A 17,124-nucleotide genomic window follows, 5' to 3' on the forward strand; every position below is an offset into this window, starting at 1 on the left:
TCCGCACTAGAAGGCACGAAAGCCGGCCGCGTCGGCCCGGCGAACGAACACTCACGAAGACCATGCGCAGCGCCAGCATCAGCCGGAAGACGGCGGAGACCGACGTGTCGGTCTCGATCGACCTCGACGGCACCGGCAAGGCCGGGATCGCCACCGGGGTCGGCTTCCTCGACCACATGCTCGAGCTGTTCGCCCGGCACGGCCTGTTCGACGTCGAGGCGCGGGTGACCGGCGACCTGCACGTCGACCAGCACCACACGGTGGAGGATTGCGGCATCGCGCTCGGCCAGGCCTTCGCGAAGGCGCTCGGCGACAAGCGCGGCATCGCCCGCTACGCCGACATCCACATGCCGATGGACGAGACGTTGAGCCGGGTCGCGATCGACATCTCGGGCAGGCCGTTCCTGGTGTTCCGCACCGCCTTCCGCGTCGAGAAAATCGGTGCCTTCGACACCGAGCTGGTGCGCGAGTGGTTCCAGGCCTTCGCCATGAACGCCGGCATCACGCTCCACGTCGAGACGCTCTACGGCGACAACGCCCATCACATCGCCGAGAGCTGCTTCAAGGGGCTGGCCCGCGCCTTGCGGAAGGCCGTCGCGGTCGATCCCCGCGAGGAGGGACGCGTTCCCTCGACCAAGGGTTCGCTCTAGGCGAGGATCGCGGACGGCCGTCGCGGCGGGCTCGCGCAGCCGCCTCCGGCGTTCGGCCGACAGGAAAGGGAAGGGGTCGCCATGAGGATGCGCAGCTACACGCTCCATCTGCCGCACGAGGCCCGCTCCGGCGAGGCGCACGACCTCGACCGGGCGCAGCTGGTGCCGGACGGGTTCTCGTGGGCGGCCTTCGCCTTCTCGGTGCTGTGGTTCCTCTATCACCGCCTCTGGCTCGCAGCCCTGCTGGTGCTGGCCGGGCTCGGCGCCACCGCGCTCGTCGGCTACGGCCTCGGCCTGTCGCCCGCCGCCGGCACCGCGATCACGCTGCTGGTCCTGGTGCTGATCGGGCTCGAGGCGTCCTCGCTCCGGCGCTGGACGCTCGCCCGCAACGGCCGGCCGGCGCGCGACGCGGTGGTGGCCTTCAACGCCGACGAGGCCGAAGCCAAGGCGATGACGCGCTGGCTCGACCCCGCCCCCGCGCCGACCGTCCGGGCCTCGACCGCGTTCGCGGGCAACCGCGCGGCCGAGCCTGTGATCGGCCTGTTTCCCGCGCAGGGCGGCCGGTGAGCGTCTTCGAGGAACAACGACCGTGAGCGCCGAGACCGTCGCGATCATCGATTACGGGTCGGGCAACCTGCACTCGGCGGCCAAGGCCTTCGAGCGGGCGGCCCGCGAGGCCGGGCTGCCGGAGACCCGCATCGTCGTCACCGGCGATCCGGACGCGGTCGCGCGCGCTGACCGGATCGTGCTCCCCGGGGTCGGCGCCTACGCCGATTGCCGCCGCGGGCTCGACGCCGTCCCCGGCCTCGTGGCGGCGATGACCGATGCCGCCATCGGGTCGGGGCGTCCCTTCCTCGGCATCTGCGTCGGCATGCAGCTGATGGGAACGCGCGGCCTCGAATACGAGACCACGGAAGGCCTCGGCTGGATCTCCGGCGACGTCGGCCCGATCCGGCCGTCCGACCCCACGCTCAAGATCCCGCACATGGGCTGGAACACCCTGACGCCGTCCCGCGACCATCCGCTGCTCGACGGCATCCGCACCGGGCCGGACGGGCTGCACGCCTACTTCGTGCACAGCTTCGCCCTGAAGGCGGATCGCCCGGACGAGGTCGTCGCCGAGGCGGCCTACGGCGGTCCCGTCACCGCGATGGTGGCGCGCGACAACCTCGCCGGCACCCAGTTCCACCCGGAGAAGAGCCAGCATCTCGGGCTGGCCCTGCTTGCGAACTTTCTGCGCTGGCGGCCGTAACCGCCGCGCCCTCCGTCGAACGACCAGAAGAAACGAGCGTCCGCGTGATCCTGTATCCGGCCATCGATCTCAAGGAAGGACACTGCGTCCGCCTCGTGCAGGGCGACATGGCCCAGGCCGTGGTGTTCAACGACGACCCGGCGGCGCAGGCCCGGGCCTTCGCCGAGCAGGGCTTCTCCTGGCTCCACGTGGTCGACCTCGACGGTGCCTTCGCCGGGGCGCCGATGAACGCGGCCGCCGTCGACGCGATCCTCGCCCAGGTCGACATCCCGGTGCAGCTCGGGGGCGGCATCCGCGAGATGCGCACGCTGGAGGGCTGGCTCGAGAAGGGCGTCGCCCGGGTGATCATCGGCACGGCGGCCGTGCGCGACCCGGCCTTCGTCCACGAGGCGGCGCGGCGCCATCCCGGCAGGATCGCGGTGGGCATCGACGCCAAGGACGGGCGCGTCGCGGTGGCGGGCTGGGCCGAGACCTCGAGCATGACCGCCGAGGACCTCGGCCGCCGGTTCGAGGATGCCGGCGTCTCGGCGATCATCTACACCGACATCGCCCGCGACGGCATCCTGAAGGGCCTCAACATCGAGATGACGGTGGCGCTCGCCGAAGCCGTGAGCATCCCGGTGATCGCGTCGGGCGGCCTCGCCTCGATCGAGGACGTGCACCGCCTGCTCGAGCCCGATTGCGCGATGCTGGCCGGTGCGATCACGGGGCGCGCCCTCTACGACGGCCGCATCGACCCGCGCGCGGCGCTGTTCGCGATCAGGGCGGCGCGCGGAGGCGGCGCTTCGTGATAGGCTCGCCCGGTCAAGGGTTTGCCGGGAGGCGGCGATGACGGCTTCGGCGAAGGCGGCGCGACCGGCCGAGACCGGGACGGCCTACGCGGACGACTTCTACACCTGGACGCAGGAGCAGGGGGCACGCCTCCGGGCGGGCGACCTGACCGGCCTCGATCGGGAGAACCTCGCCGAGGAGATCGAGAGCTTGGGTCGCAGCCAGTTCAGCAGCCTCGTCGGCGCGTGGCGCATCGTCCTGCTGCATATGCTCAAGTGGGATCACCAGCCATCGCGACGGACGCGAAGCTGGGTGATCTCGATCGCGACGCATCGGGTGGCTGCGGCCGACGAGCTGGCGGACAGTCCCGGCCTGAAGAGCCGTCGGGTGGAAGCGATGGAACGCGCCTACCGCCGCGCCCGTCTCGAAGCGGCTGACGAGACCGGCCTTCCGCTGAAGACCTTTCCCGAAACCTGCCCCTACACCCACGACGAGATGCTCACGCGTCCCTTCGCGATCGACCCCGACGACACGACCGCCTGAAGGCTCCCAGCGTGCTCAAGACCCGCATCATCCCCTGCCTCGACGTCAAGGACGGCCGCGTCGTCAAGGGCGTGAAGTTCCTCGAGCTGCGCGACGCGGGCGATCCGGTCGAGGCGGCCAAGGCCTACGACGCGGCCGGGGCCGACGAGCTCTGCTTCCTCGACATCACCGCGAGCCACGAGGCGCGCGGCACCCTGCTCGACGTGGTGAGCCGCACGGCGGAGGCCTGCTTCATGCCGCTCACCGTCGGCGGCGGCGTGCGCGCGGTGACGGACGTGCGCGCGCTGCTGCTCGCCGGCGCCGACAAGGTCGCGATCAACACCGCGGCCGTGAACGATCCCGACCTCGTCGCTCGGGCCGCCGAGAAGTTCGGCGCGCAATGCGTCGTGGTGGCGATCGACGCCAAGCGCACCTCCGCGCCGGGCGAGCCGGACGCGTGGCAGATCTTCACCCATGGCGGCCGCACCCCCACCGGCCTCGACGCGATCGCCTTCGCCCGCACGGTGGCGGCCAAGGGAGCGGGCGAATTGCTCGTCACCTCCATGGACCGGGACGGGACGCGCTCGGGCTACGACCTCGCGCTGATCCGCGCCGTCGCCGACGCGGTGACCGTGCCGGTGATCGCCTCGGGCGGCGTCGGCGGGCTCGACGACCTCGTGGCCGGCGTCGCCGAAGGCCATGCCAGCGCGGTGCTCGCGGCCTCGATCTTCCATTTCGGGGAAGCCAGCGTCGCCGAGGCCAAGGCGCACATGGCGGCGGCCGGCCTCGCGATGCGGCTGGACGCCTGACCCGAGATCGGGAAGACGCCGGGGGCCGCGGCCGGATCCGGCACCATTTTTCCGACAATTCCACCCGCCCGTCGCGCAAATGCGGGTGGCGAGGCGCTGCTGTGCCGGCTCCCGTCTTGCCCGGCGCCCGCCGTTGACGCAGGTTCCGGCGACGGCATCGTCGTTTCCGAACCCTGCCGCACGGGTCCTCTATGTCCGCCTACACCCTCGACGACCTCGCCCGCCTGGTGGCGAGCCGCGCCGGCACCGCGCCCGACCAATCGTACACGGCCAAGCTGCTCGCGGGCGGCCCGGCCAAGGCCGCCAAGAAGCTCGGCGAGGAGGCGGTGGAGGCCGCCATCGCCGCGGTGCAGGGCGACAAGACCGGGCTGACCAACGAGGCGGCGGACGTGCTCTACCACCTCGTGGTGCTGCTGCGCGCCGGCGGCGTCGAGCTCTCCGCGGTGATGGCGGAGCTGGAGCGCCGCACGGCGCAGAGCGGCATCGCCGAGAAGGCGTCGAGGCCGCCGGCATGAAGGCGGCCGCGCTCGCCGCCGGCCAGACCCCGGTGACGGGGCAGAACCCGGTCACCGGCGACGGGTCGGAGCGGCTGTCGCCCTACCGCCTGTTCAGCCGCGAATCCTGGGCGCAGCTGCGCGCCGACACGCCGCTGACGCTGACGCAGGAGGACATCGAGCGCCTGCAATCGCTGAACGACCCGATCTCGGTGGAGGAGGTGGTCGCGATCTACCTGCCGCTGTCGCGGCTGCTCGCGCTCTACGTCGCGGCGAGCCAGGGCCTGTTCAAGGCGACCCAGCGCTTCCTGATGGCCGAGCGCGAGACCAAGGCGCCCTACATCATCGGGCTCGCCGGATCGGTGGCGGTGGGCAAGTCGACCACGGCCCGCGTGCTCGCCGCGCTGCTCGCGCGCTGGCCGAACACCCCGAAGGTCGACCTCGTCACCACCGACGGGTTCCTGCTGCCGAACGCCGCGCTCGCCGCGCAGGGCATCATGGACCGGAAGGGATTTCCCGAGAGCTACGACACCGCCGCCCTGCTGCAGTTCCTGCACGACGTGAAATCGGGCCGGAAGCGCGTCACCGCTCCGCTCTACTCGCACCTCGTCTACGACCGGGTGGACGGCGAGGAGCGGGTGGGCGAGAGCCCCGACATCCTGATCGTCGAGGGCCTGAACGTGCTGCAGCCGGCCCGCCTACCGCGCGACGGCACCGCGATTCCGTTCGTCTCCGACTTCTTCGACTTCTCGATCTACCTCGACGGGCACGAGGACGATCTGCACCGCTGGTACGTGATGCGCTTCATGCGCCTGCGGCAGACCGCGTTCCGCGACCCCCGCTCGTATTTCCGCAAGTACGCCGAGGTGCCCGAATCGGAAGCGCTCGCCATCGCCGACCGGCTGTGGACGACGATCAACCTGCCGAACCTGCGCGACAACATCCTGCCGACCCGCCAGCGCGCCAGCCTGATCCTGGCCAAGGGCGCGAGCCACCGCATCGAGAGCGTCGCGCTGCGGCGGTTGTAGGACCCCGCTCAGGCGAACGGAAACGCCGCCTCCGCGACATAGGGCCCGCCCCCGGTCGAGTCGCGCGCCGAGTACAGCACCACCTGCGTCGCGGAAAAGCGCAGCGGCGTGAAGATCGGCGCCTGCGACAGGTACATCGCCACCGCCTCGGGCGTGGCCTCGCGGCGCAGGCGCGCCAGCGTCACGTGCGGCACGAACCTGCGCCGTTCCGGCTCGGCGCCCGCCCGGCGGATCAGGCGCTCCTGCTCGGCCTGGAGGTCCATCAGATCGGCGTTGGCGGCGACGCTGGCGAGCAGCGCGCGCGGCTTGTCGCCGCCGAACACCGAGAGGCCGTCCAGCACCACCTCGAGCGCCGGCCGCGCCCGCATCTCCAACAGCGCCTCGACCGCGTCCTCGGCAAGCGCGACCGGCACGTTGCCGAGGAAGCGCAGGGTGACGTGGTGATCCGACGGCTCGATCCAGCGTGCGCCCTGCAGGCCGCCGCGGAACGGCGCCAGCCCGGCGGCGATCTCAGGCGGGAGGCCGAGCGCCGTGAACAGGCGCGGCATCGCTAACGAGCCCCGGCCGGGAGCCGCCCGAGGAAGGTCTCGACCGAGGGCAGGATGCCGGCCACGATCACGTCGACGCCCTTGGCGTTCGGGTGGAGCCCGTCGTCGAGGGTGTAGGCGCGGTCGCCGACCATGCCGGCCATGAAGAACGGGTACAGCACGAGGTCGTAGGTCCGGGCGAGATCCGGGTAGATCGCGTCGAAGCGCGCGACGTAGTCGGGCCCGAGGTTGGTCGAGGCCCGCATGCCGGCGAGCAGCACCGGGATGCCGCGCGCCTTCAGCCGCGTCACGATCGCCTCCAGCGCCTTCCGCGTCACGGCGGGATCGGTGCCGCGCAGCATGTCGTTGGCGCCGAGCTCCAGGATCACCCCGTCGGTGCCGTCGGGCACCGACCAGTCGACCCGGTCGAGGCCGTTGGTGGCGGTCTCGCCCGAGACGCCGGCATTGGCGACCGTCACCGTCCGGCCTTTCGCCGCGAGCGCCCGCTCCAGCACCGCCGGGAAGGCGGAGCTCGCCGGAAGGCGGTAGCCCGCGGTGAGGCTGTCGCCGAGCGCGACGAGCCGGATCGGCTTCGATTCGGGCTTCGGATCCGCCTTGGCCGGCGCGAGGCCCGCCATCGACAGGACCAGCCCCGCTGCGGCAAAGAGCGCCATCAGCGCCGCCCTGCGCCGGCCATCATGGCGTGGCTCCGTCGCGCTCGCCATATTGGGCCCGCGCGCATCGCCCGGCACGGGTCGTGCCGGAGCGCACCGAACGTTCGTCCGCCAACCGTGATCTCCGTCCCGCATGTTCGCCATCCGCCACAGATCGGCTCGACCGTGACCGCCGACAACCCCTCTCCCGGCAAGACCTCGCCTGCCATGTCCGCGTCCGGGACGCCAGCCATCGCTCTCTCTGGCATCGACCTCAGCCTCGGGCGGGGGGCCGCCCGCGTCCACGTGCTGCGCGGCATCTCGCTCGACGTCGGCCGCGGCGAGGCGGTCGGCCTCGTCGGGCCGTCGGGCTCCGGCAAGTCGACCCTGCTGATGGTGATGGCGGGCCTCGAGCGGCCCGATGCCGGCGCGATCCGGATCGAGGGCACCGACCTCGGCGCCCTCGACGAGGACGCGCTCGCGCGCTTCCGCGGCCGGCGGATCGGCATCGTGTTCCAGGCCTTCCACCTCGTCCCGACGATGACCGCCCTGGAGAACGTCGCCCTGCCGCTGGAGCTGGCCGACAAGCCGGACGCCCATGCCCGCGCCCGGCGGGAACTCGAAGCCGTCGGCCTCGGCCACCGGCTGCACCACTACCCGGCCCAGCTCTCGGGCGGCGAGCAGCAGCGCGTCGCCATCGCCCGCGCCGTGGCACCGGACCCGGCGATCCTGGTCGCCGACGAGCCGACGGGCAATCTCGACGAGGCGACCGGCCGCCAGATCGTCGACCTGCTGTTCGCGCTGAAGCGCGACCGCGGCGCGACGCTCGTCCTCGTCACCCACGATCCGGGGCTCGCCCGCCTCTGCGACCGCACCGTGCGCCTGCGCTCGGGGCGGATCGAGGAGCCGGTGGCGGCCTGATGCACGGCACCCTCTCCCAGCCCCGGCCGACGCCCGCCTCGCGCCTGCCGCTGACCCTGCGCCTCGCGCTGCGCGAGCTCCGCGGGGGCTTGCGCGGCTTCGCCGTGTTTCTCGCCTGCATCGCGCTCGGCGTCGCGGCGATCGCCGGGGTCGCCTCGATCTCGCGCTCGCTGTCGGACGGGCTCGGCCGCGAGGGCAAGCGCATCCTCGGCGGCGACCTCAGCTACAGCCTGATCAACCGCGAGGCGACGGAGCCGGAGCGCGCGGTGCTCGACGCGCAGGGGCGTGTCGACGTGGTCGCCTCGCTCCGCGCCATGGCGGTGGCGGGCGAGGGCGCGGCGCTGGTCGAGCTGAAGGCGGTCGATGCCGGCTACCCGACCGCCGGAGAGCTCGTCACCGAGCCGCAGGCGCCCCTCGCCGACCTGCTGGCCGAGCGTGACAGGATCGACGGCGCGCTCGCCGACCCGGCGCTGCTGACCCGCCTCGACCTCAAGGTCGGCGACCGGATCACGCTCGCCGGCCGGCCCTTCGCCATCCGCGCGACCCTCGTCTCGGAGCCCGACAAGATCGCCGGCGGCATCGGCTTCGGGCCGCGGCTGATCGTGTCGCAAGATGCGCTGCGCCGCACCGGCCTGGTCCAGCCGGGAAGCCTTAACCGCTGGAGCTACCGGCTGCTGCTGCCTGGCGCCGACGATGCGGGCCTCGACGCCGCCGCCGCCCGGATCGCGGCGGCCGCTCCGCAGGCCGGCTGGGAGATGCGGGCGCGCACCAATGCCGACCCGCGGTTCTCCAAGAGCATCGAGCGCTTCACCCAGTTCCTGACGCTGGTCGGCCTCACCGCGCTGATCGTCGGCGGGGTCGGCGTCGCCAACGCCGTCAACGCCTTCGTCGAGCGCAAGCGCCCCTCGATCGCGACCCTGAAGAGCGTCGGTGCGCCGGGCTCGAAGGTCGTCGCCTTGTACCTGACGCAGGTGATGCTGATCGCCGGGCTCGGCACGGCGATCGGGCTCACTGTGGGCGCCGCGCTGCCCTTCGCCCTCGACGCGCTGTTCCGGGACAGCCTGCCCCTGCCGCTGAACCCGACGCTGGCGCCCCTCGAGCTGCTCCAGGCGGCGGCCTACGGGCTCCTCACGGCCCTGGCCTTCGCGATCACGCCCCTGGGGCGCGCCCACGACGTCCCGGTCTCGGGGCTGTTTCGCGACGCCGTCGACCCGGCAGCCAGCGGCATCCGCCCGCGCTACCGGGCGACCCTGGCGCTGGCGCTCGCCGCCCTGGTGGGGCTCGCCGTCGGCACCGCCTTCGACCGGCGCGTGGCGCTGATCTTCATCGCCGCCGCCGGCCTCGCCTTCGGCCTGCTGCGGCTGGTCGCGGTCGGCGTGATGGCGCTCGCCCGCCGGCTGCCGCATCCGCGGCGGGCCGCGCCGCGGATGGCCTTGGCCAACCTCCACCGCCCCGGCGCCCTGACGCCGGCCATCGTCCTCTCCCTCGGCCTCGGCGTGACCCTGCTGGTGACCCTGAGCCTGATCGACGTGAACGTGCGCCGCACCATCTCGGCGACCTTGCCGGCGCGCGCGCCGAACCTGTTCTTCCTGGACATCCCGGCCGCCGATTCGGGCGCCTTCCATGACTTCCTCGCGCGCCAGGCGCCCAGCGCCAAGATCGAGCGGGTGCCGATGATGCGCGGGCGCATCGTGGCGCTGGACGACGTCCCGGCCGAGAAGATCCGCCCGCCGGAGGACGCCGCCTGGGTGCTCGACGGCGACCGGGGCATCACCTACGCCGAGGACGTGCCCGAGGGCTCGACGCTCACCGCAGGCACGTGGTGGAACGCGGAGCAAGCCAGGACGCCGCTGGTCTCGTTCGAGGCGGATCTCGCGAAAAACCTCGGCCTCAAGGTCGGCAGCCGCGTCACCGTCAACGTGCTCGGGCGGAACCTCACCGCCACCATCGCCAACCTGCGCAAGGTCGAGTGGCGCAACCTCGGCATCAACTTCGTGATGGTGTTCTCCCCCGGCACCTTCCGCGGCGCGCCGCACTCGGACCTGGCGACGCTCACCCTGCCCGGGGGCACCGACGGCGCGGTCGAGAACCGGATCCTGCGCGACGTCGCCAAGGCGTTCCCCTCCGTCACCAGCGTACGGGTGAAGGACGCCCTCGATGCCGTCGGCGACCTCGTCGGCCGGCTGGTGCTGGCGATCCGCGGCGCGAGCGCGGTGGCGGTGCTGGCGAGCCTGTTCGTGCTGGCCGGCGCCATCGCCGCGGGGCACCGGGCGCGGCTCTACGACGCCGTGGTGCTGAAGGTGCTCGGCGCGACCCGCGGACGGCTGCTGGCCGCCTACGGCCTCGAATACGGGGCGCTCGGCCTCGTCACCGCCCTGTTCGGGCTGCTCGCCGGCACGCTCGCCGGCTGGGTGATCGTCACCCGGGTGATGCGCCTCGACTTCGTCCTCGACCTGTCGGGGGCGCTGGCGGCGGCCGCGGCCGCGGTGGTGCTCGCCGTGGTGCTGGGGCTCGCCGGGACCTGGCGCATCCTCGGCCAGAAGCCTGCACCGTACCTGCGGCAGTCGTGACCGTTGCGTATCCCCCGCGTGAGCTTGCCGCGATCGTGAACGACGGCATCGGGAGCCGTCGGCGAAGTAGCAGCGAACTTTAATCCCAGACTTCGTGAACAAATTTCACCCGCGGGGATTCATCGAAAGCGCTTTTTCAAGCTCTGCCGGGCTCTTGTGCGGGGCGGCCGAAAGCAACATATTCCGACACGAGGCGCTCGATGGCGCCAGAGGTCCCCTGCGTGGGCCTCGTCTCAAACACCACGCACGAGCGAGCCTTCCGAGGTCACTCCCATGGCATTCGACAACTCTCCCTTCCGCTACGGCGCCCAGGCGCCGTCGCAGGCCGGCACCCAGGTCGCGTTCGACCAGGGCCTGCGGACCTTCATGCTCGGCGTCTACAACAACATGGTCGTCGGGCTCGGCATCTCCGGCCTCGTCGCGCTCGGCCTCAACATGGCCGCCACCACCGCGACCGCGACCGGCCGCCTGGCCCTGACCCCGTTCGGCCAGACGCTCTACAACAGCCCGCTCAAGTGGGTTCTGATGTTCGCCCCGCTCGCCTTCATCCTGGTCTTCTCGATGCGGATGGACCGGATGTCGGCCTCGTCGGCGCGGACGATGTTCTTCGCCTTCGCGGCGGTGATGGGCGCCTCGATGTCGACGCTGCTGCTGGTGTTCACCGGCGCCAGCGTGGTGCGGGTGTTCTTCATCACCTCGGCGACCTTCGGCGCGCTGAGCCTCTACGGCTACACCACCAAGCGCAGCCTCTCGGGGATGGGCTCGTTCCTGATGATGGGCCTGATCGGCATCATCATCGCCTCGATCGTCAACATCTTCCTGGCCTCGTCGGCGCTGCAGTTCGCCGTCTCGGTGCTCGGCGTGCTGATCTTCGCGGGGCTCACCGCCTACGACACCCAGAAGCTGAAGGAGATGTATCTCTCCAGCGGCTTCGACGGCGAAGCGGCGGCCAAGATGTCGGTCAACGGCGCGCTGACGCTGTACCTCGACTTCATCAACATGTTCCAGTTCCTGCTCTCGCTCCTCGGCGACCGCCGCTGAGCGAAGACGGACCGGACGAACGAAGAAGGCCCCGGCGGAAACGCCGGGGCCTTCTTCGTTCCGGGGGAGCTACGCTTACGCCGCGCCACTTCCCCCAGCGGGCAATGTCCGCCCTGCGCAGCCCCGGGATGACGGGGAGGGTCCGGAAAAGGAATCTGAAGATGTGCGAGGCCGATCGCCTGCTCGGGGGAAGGCCCCCCCGCGCCGCGATCCGGGCGCGCAGCGAGCGTACCATCGGCCAAGACGGCACCGGACGAAGGATCGCCGCGCAGAAATCCGAACGCTTCACACGGCCCGCAGGGGCTTCTCCAGCACCGCGAGCACGCGGGCGAGGTCGGTGCCGCGCTTGAGCACCACGCCGGTCGCGGCGACCACGGCGTAGGCGCCCTGGCGGCGCGCGAGCTTCGGGTCCTTCTCGATCCGGTAGAGCGGCATCTCGGAGGTGCGGCGGTAGATCGAGAACACCGCCTTGTCGCGGCGGAAGTCGAGGGCGTAGTCGCGCCACTCCCCCTCCGCGACCCGGCGGCCGTAGAGGTTGAAGATCGTGCGCAGCTCGTGCCGATCGAACGCGATCTGCGGTGCGGTGGATGGGCTCGGGAAGGGGACCACGCGGGCCGTCGAATCGTCTGTCCGGATCTCGCCGCTCGTCCGCTCGGTCATCGTTCCTCCGCCGTCGGCCTGCCGCCGTCGTCTTGCCGTCAGCCGCTGAGGATGGGCCTCGGGTGGCCGGCCCGCAAGAGTCCCGCGGCGGCGATCCGATTCGTTGCGGATGGGACACGCCCAAGAAACAAATGCCGCGCTTTCGCCCCGATCACGCCTTTCCCGAGCCGCGTTGCGGCGCGACAACGAAGGCCGAACCCTCGTCGGGTCGTGCCCGTCGATGCCCGAATCCCGAGCTCCCCAGCCCTCGGGCGTCACCGGATCCCACGACGCGACATCCCAGAGGTTTCGAGACCCAAGGACTTCAGGCCGCCCGCGAGGGCGGCCTTTTTTTGTGCCCGCCCGGCCCGTTCGATCTCCCCGGGGCCCACGGGCAGCGGGAAGGCGCAAAACCCGCTATGAGGCGGACCGACCATGACCGACCCCCGCCCGCCCCGCTTCGACGACGACTTCCGGCAGGCGCTCGACGACCTGTTCGCGTGGCGTCGCGACGTGCGCCGCTTCCGGCCCGACCCGGTGGACGAGGCCCTGCTCCGCCAGAGCTTGGCGGCGGCCCATCGCAGCCCCTCCGTCGGCAACAGCCAGCCGTGGCGCTTCGTGCGCGTCGCCGACCCCGAGCGCCGCGCCGGCGTGGTCGCGAGCTTCGAGCGCTGCAACGCCGATGCGGCCCTGCGCTACGCCGACGCCCGCCAGGCGCAGTATCGCGCCCTGAAGCTCGCGGGCCTGCGCGAGGCGCCGGTGCACCTGGCGGTCTTCTGCGACGAGGCGACCGAGGCGGGCCACGGCCTCGGTCGCGCGACCATGCCGGAGATGCTGCGCTACTCCGTGGTCGGCGCCGTGCAGACCTTCTGGCTCGCCGCCCGCGCCCACGGCCTCGGCACCGGATGGGTCTCGATCCTCGAGCCGGCCCGCATCGCGGCGCTGCTGGACGTGCCGGGCAGCTGGCACCTCGTCGCCTACCTCTGCGTCGGCTGGCCCGTCGAGGAGCATGCCGACCCCGAGCTCGTCCGCCACGGCTGGCAGTCCCAGGACGCGACGGCGCTGGATCTGATCGAGCGGTAAAGCAGGTCTTTCGACGGACGATCGCCTTTATCACGATGAAGCCCGGCGCTTTTTACCGTCTTCCCCGAAGACGGTGAGCAAGCCCGCAGTCGTCGCAGGATGAGCTGGAACGCCGAGCTTGGCCGTGGATTATTGCTGCAGCGAACGGTCACGCTCTGCAGGAAGATCCCAAGATGTCGGTCAGGAAGTACGTGTCCACGAGCCTCGGCGGCGCGCTGCTGGCCGGTCTCGTCGCGGGGGCGCCGGCCCTGGCACGCGAGGTGGTGCCGTTCTCGGACGGGGTGATGCCGGGCTCGGTGGTGATCAGCGTCTCGCAGCGCCGGCTCTACCTCGTGAACGGCGACGGAACCGCGATCCGCTACCCCGTCGCGGTCGGCAAGCCGGGCAAGCAGTGGTTCGGCACCAAGGCGATCGACGGCAAGTACGTGCAGCCGGCGTGGTCGCCGCCGAGCGAAGTCAAGCGCGACAACCCGCGCCTGCCGAACCTGATCGCCGGCGGCTCGCCGCACAACCCGATGGGCGCCGCCGCGATGACGCTGTCGGGCGGCGAATACGCCATCCACGGCACCAACCGCCCGAGCTCGGTCGGCACCTGGGCCTCCTACGGCTGCATCCGGATGTACAACCAGGACGTGGTCGACCTCTACGACCGCGTCTCGGTCGGCACCCCGGTCTACGTGACGCGCTGAACGCCCCGGAGCCCGCGGGATCAGGCGGCGGGCGGGGCCGTCGCCTCGATCGCCGTGAAGGTCTCCAGGATGTGGTAGGTGTGCGCGATGCCGGCCGGCACGCAGTAGGAATCGCCGGGCTCCAGCGCGACCGTCCGGTCCTCGAGCACCAGCTTGGCCCGGCCGGCGATCACGTAGCCCACGGTCTCGTGCTCCGAGGTGGTGCTCGGCTTGTCGTCGGTCGGCGGCTCGTCGCGCCACATCCGCATGGCGACCAGCGCGCCCTTCGCGAGCGCGATCTCGCCGTCGGCGCCGCTCGGCGCATCCTTGCTCGATACCTTGGTCGTCATCGGGTCCCTCGTCTCGCCGTATGCTTCGCGAGCCCAACAGCGGGCCGGCACGGTCGTTCCGGCCGGCGAGGCGCGACGTCAGAAGTCGACGGCGAGCCCCTTCACCTCCCAGTCGTCGTAGCGGACCGGCTCCAGGCCGCCGCGCCCGAGGCGCTCGGGGGCGGCCGAGACCGCGGCGGCCCGCGCGTCGATCGCCCTGCGGCGCTCGGCCGCCTCCGCCAGGGCGCGCGCGGCCGCCGGGGTGAGGGGACGGGGGGCGGTCCCGCCGCCGTCCTCGACGTGTTCGGTCCGGGCTTCGTCGGTCCCGTCGCGGCTGGTTTCACCTTGCATCGGACTCGCTCAAGTGGGAGGGCATCGGGGTCCGGCGGCAGCACGCCGGCACGAAGGGTCTTTCGAGAAGTGGCATCCATGGGCAGAGGGCGCAACGCGTCCGGGCCGGCGCGGGCGGCGGGCGCGACCAAGGGTCCGCGCCCGGGGCCGAAATCGCCGCCGAAATCCGCACCGGAGGCGGTCGAGGCGGACGTCGCCGGCCTCGCCGCGCGCCGGGTGGCGCACGCCGTCGTCGCCGACCTGCTGGGCAAGAACCGCGCCCTCGCCCTGGAGGATGCGCTGGCCCAGGCGTCCCGCGTCGCGGGGCTCGACGCCGGCGATGCCGGTCTGGCGCGGGCCATCGCCACGGTCACCTTCCGCCGCCTCGGCTTCCTCCGGCGCGCGCTCGCCGCGCGGATGGAGCAGGGCCTGCCCGAGGACAAGCCGCGCCTCGTCGCGCTGCTCGCCACCGGCGCCGCCCAGATCCTCGACCTCGCCGTTCCCGACCATGCCGCGGTCGACCTCGCGGTGCGCCTGGCCAAGGCCGATCCGCAGGCGCGGCATCTCGCCGGCCTCGTCAACGCGGTGCTGCGCCGGGTCGTGCGCGAGCGCGAGGCGATCCTGGCCGAATGCGACGACCCGCTCGAGGCCAACACCCCGGATTGGCTGGCCGCGCGCTGGCGCGAGGCCTACGGGCCGGAGAAAGCCGCCGCCATCGCCCGCGCGCACCTGGCCGGCGCCGCGATCGACCTGACGCTGAAGGGCGAGGCCGGCGACTGGGCCGAGCGCCTCAGCGCGGCGGCGCTGCCCACCGGCTCGCTCCGGCTCGGCGACCTGCGGGTGCCGGTCTCCGAGCTTCCCGGCTTCGCCGATGGCGCGTGGTGGGTGCAGGATGCCGCCGCCGCGATCCCCGCGCGGCTCCTCGGCGCGCAGCCCGGCGAGCGCATCGCCGACCTCTGCGCCGCGCCGGGCGGCAAGACCGCGCAGCTCGCGAGCCGGGGCGCCGTGGTGACCGCGCTGGACCGTTCGGCCCCGCGCCTGGAGCGCTTGTCCGAGAACCTCGCCCGGCTCGGGCTGACCGCCGAGGTGGTCGTCGGCGACGCGCTCGCCTTCGAGCCCCCAAAGCCGTTCGACGCGGTGCTGCTCGACGCGCCGTGCTCGGCCACCGGCACGATCCGCCGCCATCCGGACGTCGCCTGGACCAAGACCGAATCCGACCTGATCCGCCTGCACCTCCTCCAGGCGCGCCTGCTCGACAAGGCCGCGACCCTGGTGCGGCCGGGCGGGCGCCTCGTCTACTGCACCTGCTCGCTGGAGCAGGAGGAGGGCGAGCGCCAGGTCGCCGCCTTCCTGAAGCGCAACGGCGCCTTCGAGCGGGTGCCGGTGCGGGCGGACGAGGTCGGCGGCCTCGACGGCGTGATCAACGCCGACGGCGACCTGCGCACGCTCCCGGCCGACCTCGAAGGCTCGGACATCCGGCGCGGCGGCCTCGACGGCTTCTTCGCGAGCCGGCTGCGGCACAAGGGGTAGCGCGGGGGGCAGGGGAGCGTCCCGACCGGCCGATTGCCACGCAGGCATGCGCCGCCGTAGGAAGCGCGACGCGACCGCCCCGTCTCGGAGGTGCGGCCGCGCATCGCCGGGCCGACGTCGCCCGGCTCGGGGGAGCATGATGCAGAGCTTCGTTCGGGCCAAGCTGCACGGCATCCGCGTGACGGGCGCCGACCTGAACTATCACGGCTCGATCACGCTCGATGCCGACCTCTGCCGCGAGGCGGGGCTCGACCCGCTCGAATTCGTCGAGATCTGGAACAAGATGTCGGGGGCGCGGATCAGCACCTACGTGCTGTACGGCCCCGCCGCCCGCACCTGCCAGGTCGGGGACGAGGTCATCATCGCCTCGGCGAGCTACGGCGGCGTCGACGACGTGATCGCCCACAAGCCGCGCGTGCTGATCTTCGGCGACGGCAACGCCGTGGTCGACCGGGTCGTCTACGACGTGTTCCGCGACGACGAGGGCTGGCTCGACATGCGCATCCTCGAAGCGGAGACGGGCGCCGAGGAGCCGCCGCGGGTGGCGACCCACATCCGCGTGGCGTGAGCGTCGCGCCCCCTCGGGACGGAGGAGGGAAGCGGCGTCGCCCGCCGCGGCGCGGCCTCAGGTGGCGGGGAGCGCCCGCGGCGCCGGGCGCCGCTGATGCCGGACCAGCGACAGGGCCAGCCCCGACAGGGTCAGCAGGTCGCAGGTGAGCCCGAAGACCGAGCCGACGAGGCCGTTGTGGACGGCCCAGCACAGGCTGGCGCCGAGGAAGAGGCGCCGCATGCCCTGCGGATCGCCCTGGAGGCGGGCAGCCGTCGCCAGGAGGGCGCCGAGCCCGGCGCAGGCCGACGGCCAGCCGGACCAGGTCGCCAGCGTCGTCCCGGCGGCGACCAGCGTCGTCGCGGCGAAGAGTGGTGCCACCCAGGCGGCACGGCCCGCGGGCCCGATCGCCTGCGCCGAGACGAGGTTCTGCAGCAGGGCGATGGCGCACATCGCCGTGCCGGTGAGCGCGCCGAGATGCAGGTAGTGCAGGCCGAAGGCGGCGGCGCATCCGGCCGAGGCGAGAAGCATCCCGCGCCGATGCGGCAGGATCCCGGCGGCGAAGCCGAGCAGCAGGCCGAGGGTTCCGAAGAGGTCGAGATGCGGCTTCGCCGCGGCCCATCCGCTCAGGGCCAACGTCATCAGGGTCATGGTCCGCGCCCGGTCGGCGCGGAAGCGCGCCGCACTGGCGGCAGGCGCTAGGTCGTCATGGTAACCGGTCGGTTAACGGGCATTTCGGGTGCCCGCCCCCGTCGCTGCG

Annotated in this window: 21 protein-coding genes; 15 read left to right on the forward strand and 6 right to left on the reverse strand. The window is 72.4% G+C overall.

Annotated features, from left to right (window positions below; translation table 11 throughout):
* Nucleotides 1–62 precede the first annotated feature (62 nt).
* The 8 genes from hisB to coaA all read left to right on the forward strand — a co-directional run bounded on the left by hisB (nucleotide 63) and on the right by coaA (nucleotide 5,526).
* Nucleotides 63–650: an imidazoleglycerol-phosphate dehydratase HisB gene (gene hisB / locus MKK68_RS06065; protein ID WP_147842693.1), complete on the forward strand. Its 588-nt coding sequence runs from the start codon at nucleotides 63–65 to the stop codon at nucleotides 648–650.
* A gap of 87 nt (nucleotides 651–737) precedes the next feature.
* Complete coding sequence (locus MKK68_RS06070; RefSeq protein WP_147725814.1) at nucleotides 738–1,217, forward strand: DUF2628 domain-containing protein; 480 nt, start codon at nucleotides 738–740, stop codon at nucleotides 1,215–1,217.
* A 22-nt stretch (nucleotides 1,218–1,239) separates the two neighbouring features.
* Nucleotides 1,240–1,902: an imidazole glycerol phosphate synthase subunit HisH gene (gene hisH / locus MKK68_RS06075; RefSeq protein ID WP_147725802.1), complete on the forward strand. Its 663-nt coding sequence runs from the start codon at nucleotides 1,240–1,242 to the stop codon at nucleotides 1,900–1,902.
* Between the two features lie 44 nt (nucleotides 1,903–1,946).
* Nucleotides 1,947–2,693, forward strand: a complete 747-nt coding sequence (gene hisA, locus MKK68_RS06080) for a 1-(5-phosphoribosyl)-5-[(5-phosphoribosylamino)methylideneamino]imidazole-4-carboxamide isomerase (protein WP_147725801.1) — start codon at nucleotides 1,947–1,949, stop codon at nucleotides 2,691–2,693.
* A 37-nt stretch (nucleotides 2,694–2,730) separates the two neighbouring features.
* Nucleotides 2,731–3,216: a DUF29 domain-containing protein gene (locus MKK68_RS06085; RefSeq protein WP_147725800.1), complete on the forward strand. Its 486-nt coding sequence runs from the start codon at nucleotides 2,731–2,733 to the stop codon at nucleotides 3,214–3,216.
* A gap of 11 nt (nucleotides 3,217–3,227) precedes the next feature.
* Nucleotides 3,228–4,004 carry an imidazole glycerol phosphate synthase subunit HisF gene (gene hisF / locus MKK68_RS06090; RefSeq protein ID WP_244029283.1) on the forward strand — a complete coding sequence of 259 codons (777 nt, stop codon included), beginning with the start codon at nucleotides 3,228–3,230 and terminating at the stop codon, nucleotides 4,002–4,004.
* A 191-nt stretch (nucleotides 4,005–4,195) separates the two neighbouring features.
* Complete coding sequence (locus MKK68_RS06095) at nucleotides 4,196–4,519, forward strand: phosphoribosyl-ATP diphosphatase (RefSeq protein WP_147725798.1); 324 nt, start codon at nucleotides 4,196–4,198, stop codon at nucleotides 4,517–4,519.
* The gene (gene coaA, locus MKK68_RS06100; protein ID WP_244029285.1) at nucleotides 4,516–5,526 is read left to right on the forward strand and encodes a type I pantothenate kinase; all 1,011 of its coding nucleotides are present in this window, start codon (nucleotides 4,516–4,518) and stop codon (nucleotides 5,524–5,526) included. The genes MKK68_RS06095 and coaA overlap by 4 nt, the downstream gene beginning before the upstream one ends.
* 8 nt (nucleotides 5,527–5,534) lie before the next feature.
* On the opposite strand, the gene thpR is transcribed toward coaA, so the two are convergent.
* Complete coding sequence (thpR, locus tag MKK68_RS06105; RefSeq protein WP_244029287.1) at nucleotides 5,535–6,074, reverse strand: RNA 2',3'-cyclic phosphodiesterase; 540 nt, start codon at nucleotides 6,072–6,074, stop codon at nucleotides 5,535–5,537.
* 2 nt (nucleotides 6,075–6,076) lie between these two features.
* Complete coding sequence (locus tag MKK68_RS06110; RefSeq protein ID WP_147725795.1) at nucleotides 6,077–6,727, reverse strand: arylesterase; 651 nt, start codon at nucleotides 6,725–6,727, stop codon at nucleotides 6,077–6,079.
* Between the two features lie 207 nt (nucleotides 6,728–6,934).
* Here MKK68_RS06110 and MKK68_RS06115 point away from each other — a divergent pair, with 207 nt between their 5' ends.
* The 3 genes from MKK68_RS06115 to MKK68_RS06125 all read left to right on the forward strand — a co-directional run bounded on the left by MKK68_RS06115 (nucleotide 6,935) and on the right by MKK68_RS06125 (nucleotide 11,238).
* Nucleotides 6,935–7,627 (forward strand): ABC transporter ATP-binding protein, encoded by a 693-nt coding sequence (locus tag MKK68_RS06115; RefSeq protein ID WP_147725813.1) that lies wholly within the window; start codon nucleotides 6,935–6,937, stop codon nucleotides 7,625–7,627.
* The gene (locus tag MKK68_RS06120; RefSeq protein ID WP_147859054.1) at nucleotides 7,627–10,197 is read left to right on the forward strand and encodes an ABC transporter permease; all 2,571 of its coding nucleotides are present in this window, start codon (nucleotides 7,627–7,629) and stop codon (nucleotides 10,195–10,197) included. The genes MKK68_RS06115 and MKK68_RS06120 overlap by 1 nt, the downstream gene beginning before the upstream one ends.
* A gap of 273 nt (nucleotides 10,198–10,470) precedes the next feature.
* Complete coding sequence (locus tag MKK68_RS06125; RefSeq protein WP_147844215.1) at nucleotides 10,471–11,238, forward strand: Bax inhibitor-1/YccA family protein; 768 nt, start codon at nucleotides 10,471–10,473, stop codon at nucleotides 11,236–11,238.
* A 285-nt stretch (nucleotides 11,239–11,523) separates the two neighbouring features.
* Here the strand turns inward: MKK68_RS06125 and MKK68_RS06130 are convergent, their stop codons facing one another.
* Nucleotides 11,524–11,898, reverse strand: coding sequence for a DUF2794 domain-containing protein (locus MKK68_RS06130; protein ID WP_147727234.1), 375 nt, complete (start codon nucleotides 11,896–11,898; stop codon nucleotides 11,524–11,526).
* Between the two features lie 414 nt (nucleotides 11,899–12,312).
* Between MKK68_RS06130 and bluB the strand changes: the two genes are divergently transcribed.
* Nucleotides 12,313–12,960: a 5,6-dimethylbenzimidazole synthase gene (gene bluB, locus MKK68_RS06135; protein ID WP_244029289.1), complete on the forward strand. Its 648-nt coding sequence runs from the start codon at nucleotides 12,313–12,315 to the stop codon at nucleotides 12,958–12,960.
* Nucleotides 12,961–13,133: 173 nt separating this feature from the next.
* Nucleotides 13,134–13,649 (forward strand): L,D-transpeptidase, encoded by a 516-nt coding sequence (locus MKK68_RS06140; RefSeq protein ID WP_147844213.1) that lies wholly within the window; start codon nucleotides 13,134–13,136, stop codon nucleotides 13,647–13,649.
* A 20-nt stretch (nucleotides 13,650–13,669) separates the two neighbouring features.
* Here MKK68_RS06140 and MKK68_RS06145 read toward each other — a convergent pair whose 3' ends face one another.
* Entirely contained in the window at nucleotides 13,670–13,978 is a 309-nt protein-coding gene (locus MKK68_RS06145) for a cupin domain-containing protein (RefSeq protein WP_147844212.1), read from the reverse strand.
* 78 nt (nucleotides 13,979–14,056) lie between these two features.
* On the reverse strand, nucleotides 14,057–14,308 hold the full coding sequence (locus MKK68_RS06150) for a DUF1674 domain-containing protein (protein ID WP_147859053.1): 252 nt from the start codon (nucleotides 14,306–14,308) through the stop codon (nucleotides 14,057–14,059).
* 78 nt (nucleotides 14,309–14,386) lie between these two features.
* Here MKK68_RS06150 and MKK68_RS06155 point away from each other — a divergent pair, with 78 nt between their 5' ends.
* Nucleotides 14,387–15,817, forward strand: coding sequence for an RsmB/NOP family class I SAM-dependent RNA methyltransferase (locus MKK68_RS06155; RefSeq protein ID WP_244029291.1), 1,431 nt, complete (start codon nucleotides 14,387–14,389; stop codon nucleotides 15,815–15,817).
* Between the two features lie 139 nt (nucleotides 15,818–15,956).
* Nucleotides 15,957–16,385, forward strand: coding sequence for an aspartate 1-decarboxylase (locus tag MKK68_RS06160; protein WP_244029318.1), 429 nt, complete (start codon nucleotides 15,957–15,959; stop codon nucleotides 16,383–16,385).
* Nucleotides 16,386–16,442: 57 nt separating this feature from the next.
* Here MKK68_RS06160 and MKK68_RS06165 read toward each other — a convergent pair whose 3' ends face one another.
* Nucleotides 16,443–17,015, reverse strand: a complete 573-nt coding sequence (locus MKK68_RS06165; protein ID WP_147844555.1) for a YgjV family protein — start codon at nucleotides 17,013–17,015, stop codon at nucleotides 16,443–16,445.
* Nucleotides 17,016–17,124: the final 109 nt, after the last annotated feature.

Origin of the sequence: Methylobacterium sp. E-016 (assembly GCF_022829745.1) — a bacterium.
Classification (GTDB): domain Bacteria; phylum Pseudomonadota; class Alphaproteobacteria; order Rhizobiales; family Beijerinckiaceae; genus Methylobacterium.

Excerpts from the sequence above, each read along its gene's own strand:
- MKK68_RS06125 (WP_147844215.1), top strand. The coding sequence starts at position 10,471 with ATGGCATTCGACAACTCTCCCTTCCGCTACGGCGCCCAGGCGCCGTCG.
- MKK68_RS06150 (WP_147859053.1), bottom strand. The coding sequence starts at position 14,308 with ATGCAAGGTGAAACCAGCCGCGACGGGACCGACGAAGCCCGGACCGAA.
- bluB (WP_244029289.1), top strand. The coding sequence starts at position 12,313 with ATGACCGACCCCCGCCCGCCCCGCTTCGACGACGACTTCCGGCAGGCG.
- coaA (WP_244029285.1), top strand. The coding sequence starts at position 4,516 with ATGAAGGCGGCCGCGCTCGCCGCCGGCCAGACCCCGGTGACGGGGCAG.
- MKK68_RS06070 (WP_147725814.1), top strand. The coding sequence starts at position 738 with ATGCGCAGCTACACGCTCCATCTGCCGCACGAGGCCCGCTCCGGCGAG.
- MKK68_RS06115 (WP_147725813.1), top strand. The coding sequence starts at position 6,935 with ATGTCCGCGTCCGGGACGCCAGCCATCGCTCTCTCTGGCATCGACCTC.
- MKK68_RS06120 (WP_147859054.1), top strand. The coding sequence starts at position 7,627 with ATGCACGGCACCCTCTCCCAGCCCCGGCCGACGCCCGCCTCGCGCCTG.
- MKK68_RS06095 (WP_147725798.1), top strand. The coding sequence starts at position 4,196 with ATGTCCGCCTACACCCTCGACGACCTCGCCCGCCTGGTGGCGAGCCGC.
- MKK68_RS06160 (WP_244029318.1), top strand. The coding sequence starts at position 15,957 with ATGCAGAGCTTCGTTCGGGCCAAGCTGCACGGCATCCGCGTGACGGGC.
- MKK68_RS06165 (WP_147844555.1), bottom strand. The coding sequence starts at position 17,015 with ATGACCCTGATGACGTTGGCCCTGAGCGGATGGGCCGCGGCGAAGCCG.
- MKK68_RS06140 (WP_147844213.1), top strand. The coding sequence starts at position 13,134 with ATGTCGGTCAGGAAGTACGTGTCCACGAGCCTCGGCGGCGCGCTGCTG.
- MKK68_RS06155 (WP_244029291.1), top strand. The coding sequence starts at position 14,387 with ATGGGCAGAGGGCGCAACGCGTCCGGGCCGGCGCGGGCGGCGGGCGCG.
- MKK68_RS06110 (WP_147725795.1), bottom strand. The coding sequence starts at position 6,727 with ATGGCGCTCTTTGCCGCAGCGGGGCTGGTCCTGTCGATGGCGGGCCTC.
- MKK68_RS06130 (WP_147727234.1), bottom strand. The coding sequence starts at position 11,898 with ATGACCGAGCGGACGAGCGGCGAGATCCGGACAGACGATTCGACGGCC.
- MKK68_RS06085 (WP_147725800.1), top strand. The coding sequence starts at position 2,731 with ATGACGGCTTCGGCGAAGGCGGCGCGACCGGCCGAGACCGGGACGGCC.
- MKK68_RS06145 (WP_147844212.1), bottom strand. The coding sequence starts at position 13,978 with ATGACGACCAAGGTATCGAGCAAGGATGCGCCGAGCGGCGCCGACGGC.
- hisB (WP_147842693.1), top strand. The coding sequence starts at position 63 with ATGCGCAGCGCCAGCATCAGCCGGAAGACGGCGGAGACCGACGTGTCG.
- thpR (WP_244029287.1), bottom strand. The coding sequence starts at position 6,074 with ATGCCGCGCCTGTTCACGGCGCTCGGCCTCCCGCCTGAGATCGCCGCC.